Source organism: Vibrio sp. 1457 (genome assembly GCF_033340195.1).
GTDB lineage: Bacteria > Pseudomonadota > Gammaproteobacteria > Enterobacterales > Vibrionaceae > Vibrio > Vibrio alginolyticus.
On sequence record NZ_JAWOWA010000050.1, the window covers coordinates 1 to 6,251 of the forward strand.

Genomic DNA, 6,251 nt, shown 5'->3' on the forward strand with positions numbered 1-6,251 from the left:
GTCAGGTGTAAATTTGGGAAAAGAAACCAATAAACATCAAGACGTTTGACCTTTGATCCCAACCCAGTGCTAACGCCTTGTTAAGGGGTGAGCAACGCAATACCGATGTTGCCGCATGCCGCCTTAATCACTAAAACCAACGCATAGTAAAAATGCCACGCGTTGCGAATCCCTCTTGAACAATTTGTTAGCTTAAATTATGTAGCACCAAGCCAGACCACCCCAAAACAGAATATTCAAAGTCCAGACCATTACACTCTGGACTGGAAGCATATGAAAAACTAACTGGGGACATGCCTTAAGTTCACTCGGAGAGAACAGCATTTGCGGCTGAAAATCCCAGCTAGTAGCTAAACGCAGACCTCTTTTTAATCTAGGGTGATTCACCAAGTATTCAGCGTAGGATGAATAAATTGTCCATAACCCAAAAAAGCCTAGTAACTCAATTAGGGATATCACTTCCAAACTAAATGGCAATAGTGAAGGCCCACCAATGAGCAAAATTGCTGCAAATATCCATTTTCTATTTCTCATTACACATCCTTGTTAATGATTTAAGCTAACGCCTTGCTAAGGTGTGAGCAACTCAATACCTTAGCCTCCGCATAATACCTTAAACACATAAACCGACGCATAGTAAAAATGCCACGCGTTGCGAATCACTCTTAAGCAACTTGTTATACCGCTTGGTTGAGGCTAAAATGACCAACATAAAGACCACTTAAGAGACCGATTATATGACCACTAGAATTTTAGCCGATGTTGCTGCAAGCATTACTGAGTTGAAAGCTAATCCTATGAAAGTTGCAACTAGTGCTTACGGCGAACCTGTTGCTGTATTAAACCGAAATGAGCCCGCATTTTATTGCGTACCTGCCGAAGCGTACGAAATGATGATGGACAGACTCGAAGATCTTGAACTACTAGCTATCGCTAAAGAGCGTGAATCTGAAGAGAGCATTTCGGTAAATATTGATGACCTATAAACTCGACTTTAAAAAGAGTGCACTTAAAGAGTGGAAAAAGCTTGGCTCTACTCTGCAACAACAATTTAAGAAAAAGCTAATCGAGCGCTTAGATAACCCACATATTCCGGCTTCAAAGCTTTCTGGAGCTGACAACATGTATAAAATTAAGTTGCGTCAATCGGGCTACCGTCTCGTCTACAAAGTTGAAGACGATGTCATCATTGTAACCGTCTTAGCAGTCGGAAAACGCGAACGTAGCGATGTTTACCGTAAAGCCATGAAAAGGTTAGATGATTGATTGCGGTATAACGCCCTGCTAAGGGGTGAGCAACGCAATACAAAAGCCACCGCAAACCACCTTAATCACTAAATTCAACGCATAGTAAAAATGCCACGCGTTGCGAATCCCTCTTGAGCAGTTTGTTAGTCGCGAGGCACCGAGCGACAATTTTAAGCCGAACTAAACTTTGCGAACAACAAACTTTATGTGCTTTGACGCATTTGAGTCAGGCGTAGTCTCAAAGCGGCTATTCAATGAAACCACTTGGAACAAACAACGCCGTAGAAAACGGACTGACAACACCAAAAAGCGCTTTTGGAAAGCCAATCTCACAGTGCGGACTTTCAACAAAGTCACTGAAACCACATGGAACTTACAACACAAGAGAAAACATCATTTCAGCGAGTAAATCGGCTTTTGTACCCAACAAGCTCACCGAGCGGAGTTGCAACCAAAAACAGACTCTCGATTGCCCTGCTCTGTCAGCACCAATGGACAAAACAACCGCTAGAACAATTACAAAACTTTAGACTTAAAACAGCTGAAAATGAGTTTGGACCAACAACGATGAACCTGTGAATCGAACGTTCAGCAGCCAAATTTTGAGCTTAGAAACATGAATTTGACTTCTAGCTTTTTCTGGCGACTAACGCCCTGTTAAGGGGTGAGCAACGCAATACCGAGGCCGCCGCATACCACCTTAAACACTAAAACCAACGCATAGTGAAAATGCCACGCGTTGCGAATCCCTCTTGAACAGTTTGTTAGGGCGCAGAGCCTATTGATACACGCTGACTTCTATTAAGTTCTTATCAAGATCCAAAAAATAGACAGATTGGATTGCACCAACAGCTCCTGATTTTTCGACTGGACCCTCTATGATTTTGACATTTTCTTTGACTAAATGGTTTACCACTGATGTCAACGGCCAATCTGAAATTAAGCAAACATCACCTGAACCAACATTAGCTACATTTCGCGGTTCTTGGCCAAGAAGCTGGAAGTTAATCTTTTGATTTCCGAACGTTACAGCCTTACGGCCATTGGCAAAAGTCACCTCTTCCATGCACAAAACCCGTTTATAAAAGTCCACTGATTTTTCTATGTCGGAGACTGTGAGAACAATATGATCTATGTGATGAATCATCATTTTACTCCTTGCGCCCTAACGCCCGCTTAAGTGGTGAGCAACACTATCACGATACTCAATTATTGCACCGTAAACACAAAAGCCAAATCAAACCAAAACCGCCGAGCGTTGCGAATCCGCCTTAAAGCGTTTGTTATGCGATTTTTCAAAGGTTGCTATTAAGTCTTTGATTAAGCTCCCACAAGGCTATTCTGTTTGAGTCATATTTCAAAAGTTCACTAGCCTCTTGAAAACGACACCAACGAAATTTTGTATGCTCATTTGATATCTGAGGCTCAGTAGATACCCGAACCGAAAAAGAATATTCAGGCACAACAAACTGATGATTAGACCAATTTTCATGACCAGCATAGTACACTTTTGGAAGCATACACATTGAGTCCAATTGCTGCCAATCACAGCCAATTAAACTAGTTTCTTCTTTAAGTTCACGCTTTGCTGCCTCGAGAATGGATTCACTATCTTCACCACCGCCGGAAATAGCTTGCCATACACCGTTATCACTTCGTTTTCCGATTAAGTAACGAGGTTGTTCATTGAGTATTTGATACGGAAATACTAATACTTGAAATGGTGCTCTCATTGGTTTTTCCTCTAATCGCATAACGCCCTGTTAAGGTGTGAGCAACGCAATACCAATGCCGCCGCATATCACCTTAATCACTTAAACCAACGCATAGTAAAAATGCCACGCGTTGCGAATCACTCTTAAACAGTTTGTTAGGCTTTGCCGCGCCATCGCTTTTTCCAATTCTCAAAATCTATCGTATCAGTGCTTGAAGATAATGTGCAGACTGTTTCTTCGATCATATTCTCCAGATCTTGAATAACACCACCGCCTGCCATCACGTGAACAATGGAGCCTCCAGTACCAGCCCCATCAGGTTCTAGGTTTGATCTGTGAAACGAGAACCGACTTTGTGTGTAATCAGAAATGTAAGCGCGTGGCTCTTTACCGTCAAAGTGTAACGGTGGGAAAAATTCAGCAAGAGAAACCCAGTAATCTTGCAACGAATGGATTAGATCGTAACTACCTTGCCGCATGTTTGCTGTAATTCCACTGTCCCATAACTCTTGTGAGCTTTGCTCTACAGCTTTCTTTAGGTTGGGAAGATTATTGATAAAGTGACATTGATGAGGCTGATCAAGATAGCGCCTAGCATAGGATGTAGTTTGCGGAACCATATCAACTTGTTTGTTGCTCACTTTGCGTCTTGCTACCTCTAACATGGGTAAAAGAAAGCTCAGAAACACAAGAATAGGTTCATAGTTTGCGTCAGGTTGCTTTATCCAGAAAGCGCCAATAATTAGAGCAACGATTAGCAATACTATTTCACTAGCCGTAATAAATACCTTTATCAAAGTTACCTCCATTTTCTAGAAAGAAGCCTAACGCCGCATTAAGGGGTGAACAACGCCAACCACCCGAACTAAACCATTGTGCCGTAAACACCTAAGCTAATTCAAACCAAAACTGCCAAGCGTTGTGAATCCCTCTTGAATGCTTTGTTAGTTGCCAAACCTAAAGCTTTGATTTGAAATTGATTGCCGCTTTGTCAACACTGGCTTTGTGTGTTTTGAAAAAACTCAAATCAGGCGCAGTTTCAAAGCGACTGTCACTGAAACCACTTGGAACATGAAACGCCGTAGAAAACGAGCTAACAACACCAAAAAGCGCCTTTGGACAAACAATTTTACAGAGCTAACTTTCAACATATAAATCGGTTTCTGAAATAGAGAATACAACCACAAGAAAAACCAACGCACGATTTTACAAACCCAAATAACTAGAAATTGAAATACGAAAACCGAGCCAAAAACACACGGACCTTAGCCCTAAATATTTTGTTTTAGCTGCGTTTTTCTCGTTGGCAACTAACGCCCTGTTAAGGTGTGAGCAACGCAATACCGATGCTACCGCATACCACCTTAAACACTTAACGCAACGCATAGCAAAAATGCCACGCGTTGCGAATCACTCTTAAACAGATTGTTATGTGCTTTTTTTGAAACCTAGGCTATCCCTTTAAGTTCTAAGTATCTTAGCGTTTGCTCATTTGGTGGGCGAAGTCTGCTAAGATTTCCTCGTCAAAGCCTTCATCGTAGAGGGACTCCATAGTTTCTCTTATTTCAGGGGCAAGCGCTTGGGTCATGCCGGTGAGAACAGAATCTTCTTCTCCCATAACTGCATCCTTCAACCACTTATCGAAATAGGTCTCTATGACTTCTTCCCTCACCCTCTCCCACCATTTATCTCCGGAAACAGGGTGAATCCCTTTAAAAATATATCCTACACGCTCACCGTTATCATAGGTCATCAAATATATATTCCCTACTGTAGGATTTGGATAGTTTCTATCCATAAGAGATTTCCAAGACGCTAAATCTCCTTTTATTCCTAGAGGTGCTGGAATCCAAACAACCTTACTCATATATAGCTCCCAGTCTGTAGCTTAAATTTTGTATAAACGTCAGCATCTTCCGCACGAAGCTTTCCGACACATAACGCCGCGTTAAGGGGTGAACAACGCAAGCCACCAAATCTAAGTCATTGTGCCATAAACACAAAAGCTAAACTTTGAACCAAAACTGCCATGCGTTGAGAATCCCTCTTAAACGCTTTGTTATATGCGTGTTTGAGTGGAGAGAGTAACCAAGTCATCACTGTCGTACAAACGTTCTGCGGATTCTTGCATACCAAGCTTTCGGAGTAGCTTTTCTGATGCCAGATTTTCTATTACCGCTACACCATAAACTTCAGACACCAAACCCGACTCCAAGGTGAAATTTAAGACTGCCTTTGAAGCTTCAAAAGCGTACCCTTTATCTCGATATTGAGGTAGTAATGCATACCTGATATCTGAAAAACTCGAGTCAGCAACTAACTCGACGCCAGCATAACCGATTTTTTGAGATGGCTTACTCTTTAACGCAGCAATGAAAGTACCATAGCCTTTCGACCAGTGAGCCAGTTTACTTGGTACGTAATTCTGAATGTACTCCAAGCTAAAAGACTTCCCACCCGGTAAATATCTTGTTGTTTCAGCGCAAGTCAGAAGTTTTGTATAAATATCAGAATCTTCTGGAGTTACAGGGCTAAGTATTAGTCTTTCAGTCTCGATCATCGAATTATCCATTTCCTCTAGAGCATATAACGCTCTGTTAAGGTGTGAAGCACGCAACGACCATGCTGCTGCATGGCACTTCAACACCAAAGTCAACGCATATCAAAAATGCTACGCGTGCTGAATCACTCTTAAACAGTTTGTTATGTTCGTAGCTTTTGTAGTCCTCGAACTGCCCGGTTAGTCGACTCTACCAAGTCAGTCCGCTTCAATTTCTCTCGAATTGCCAATGCTTCTATGAACTGTTGCTCAGCCAGTTTATAGTTGCCAAGCTCAACGTTCAATTTACCCAAATGCTGCAAACTAAAACTCAAAGAGAGCTCACAAGCAAAATCCTGGCTTTTTAGGAATTCTTTTTCAGCGCCAATCATGTCACCTGCATATTGCAGAGCTATACCTGAAGCATGGGTTGACCAGAACTTGTTCTTAACGCTAGACGTTGAAGTTTGCACTTTAGAAGCAAGCCAATAAGCCAACCTACACAGCCCGATGATTCGTAAACAATCGGCTATCAATATTAACTGCCACTCTAGCTTCTCTTTTTTGTTTGAAAGTTTGAATATGAGAGCCTTATATAGCTTTACAACAAGTTTATGGAAAACGCTAAAAGTTACCCTATCTCTTTGATACTCCACCACGTCCTCCAAGAACATAACGCCCAATTAAGGGGTGAGTAACGCAACACCAATGTCACCGCAAACCACCTTAATCACTAAAATTAACGCATA

9 protein-coding genes and 1 pseudogene are annotated in these 6,251 nt (G+C 41.8%); 3 read left to right on the forward strand and 7 right to left on the reverse strand.

Translation table 11 applies throughout. The features are described from left to right. Positions 1–192: 192 nt before the first annotated feature. Positions 193–534 (reverse strand): hypothetical protein, encoded by a 342-nt coding sequence (locus R7Z41_RS23415; protein ID WP_225478325.1) that lies wholly within the window; start codon positions 532–534, stop codon positions 193–195. Between the two features lie 203 nt (positions 535–737). Between R7Z41_RS23415 and R7Z41_RS23420 the strand changes: the two genes are divergently transcribed. From R7Z41_RS23420 to R7Z41_RS23430, 3 genes and pseudogenes are all read left to right on the forward strand, one after another. Continuing rightward, positions 738–986 (forward strand): type II toxin-antitoxin system Phd/YefM family antitoxin, encoded by a 249-nt coding sequence (locus R7Z41_RS23420; protein WP_005377003.1) that lies wholly within the window; start codon positions 738–740, stop codon positions 984–986. Beyond that, entirely contained in the window at positions 976–1,266 is a 291-nt protein-coding gene (locus R7Z41_RS23425) for a type II toxin-antitoxin system RelE family toxin (RefSeq protein WP_053302227.1), read from the forward strand. Before R7Z41_RS23420 ends, R7Z41_RS23425 begins: the two co-directional genes overlap by 11 nt. Positions 1,267–1,502: 236 nt before the next feature. Next, positions 1,503–1,827, forward strand: a pseudogene (locus R7Z41_RS23430) (hypothetical protein). Between the two features lie 199 nt (positions 1,828–2,026). On the opposite strand, the gene R7Z41_RS23440 reads toward R7Z41_RS23430, so the two are convergent. From R7Z41_RS23440 to R7Z41_RS23465, 6 genes are all read right to left on the reverse strand, one after another. Further along, the gene (locus tag R7Z41_RS23440; RefSeq protein ID WP_024701877.1) at positions 2,027–2,395 is read right to left on the reverse strand and encodes a VOC family protein; all 369 of its coding nucleotides are present in this window, start codon (positions 2,393–2,395) and stop codon (positions 2,027–2,029) included. Between the two features lie 148 nt (positions 2,396–2,543). Continuing rightward, positions 2,544–2,981 (reverse strand): NUDIX hydrolase, encoded by a 438-nt coding sequence (locus R7Z41_RS23445; RefSeq protein WP_170893444.1) that lies wholly within the window; start codon positions 2,979–2,981, stop codon positions 2,544–2,546. A gap of 137 nt (positions 2,982–3,118) precedes the next feature. Continuing rightward, a complete protein-coding gene (locus R7Z41_RS23450) occupies positions 3,119–3,760 on the reverse strand; it encodes a hypothetical protein (RefSeq protein WP_053317233.1) in 642 nt (213 codons plus the stop codon). A 680-nt stretch (positions 3,761–4,440) separates the two neighbouring features. Then, positions 4,441–4,830 carry a hypothetical protein gene (locus R7Z41_RS23455; RefSeq protein ID WP_206960183.1) on the reverse strand — a complete coding sequence of 130 codons (390 nt, stop codon included), beginning with the start codon at positions 4,828–4,830 and terminating at the stop codon, positions 4,441–4,443. Between the two features lie 192 nt (positions 4,831–5,022). Next, on the reverse strand, positions 5,023–5,523 hold the full coding sequence (locus tag R7Z41_RS23460; protein ID WP_225478324.1) for a GNAT family N-acetyltransferase: 501 nt from the start codon (positions 5,521–5,523) through the stop codon (positions 5,023–5,025). 143 nt (positions 5,524–5,666) lie between these two features. Continuing rightward, the gene (locus tag R7Z41_RS23465; RefSeq protein ID WP_053306467.1) at positions 5,667–6,176 is read right to left on the reverse strand and encodes a hypothetical protein; all 510 of its coding nucleotides are present in this window, start codon (positions 6,174–6,176) and stop codon (positions 5,667–5,669) included. Positions 6,177–6,251 lie beyond the last annotated feature (75 nt).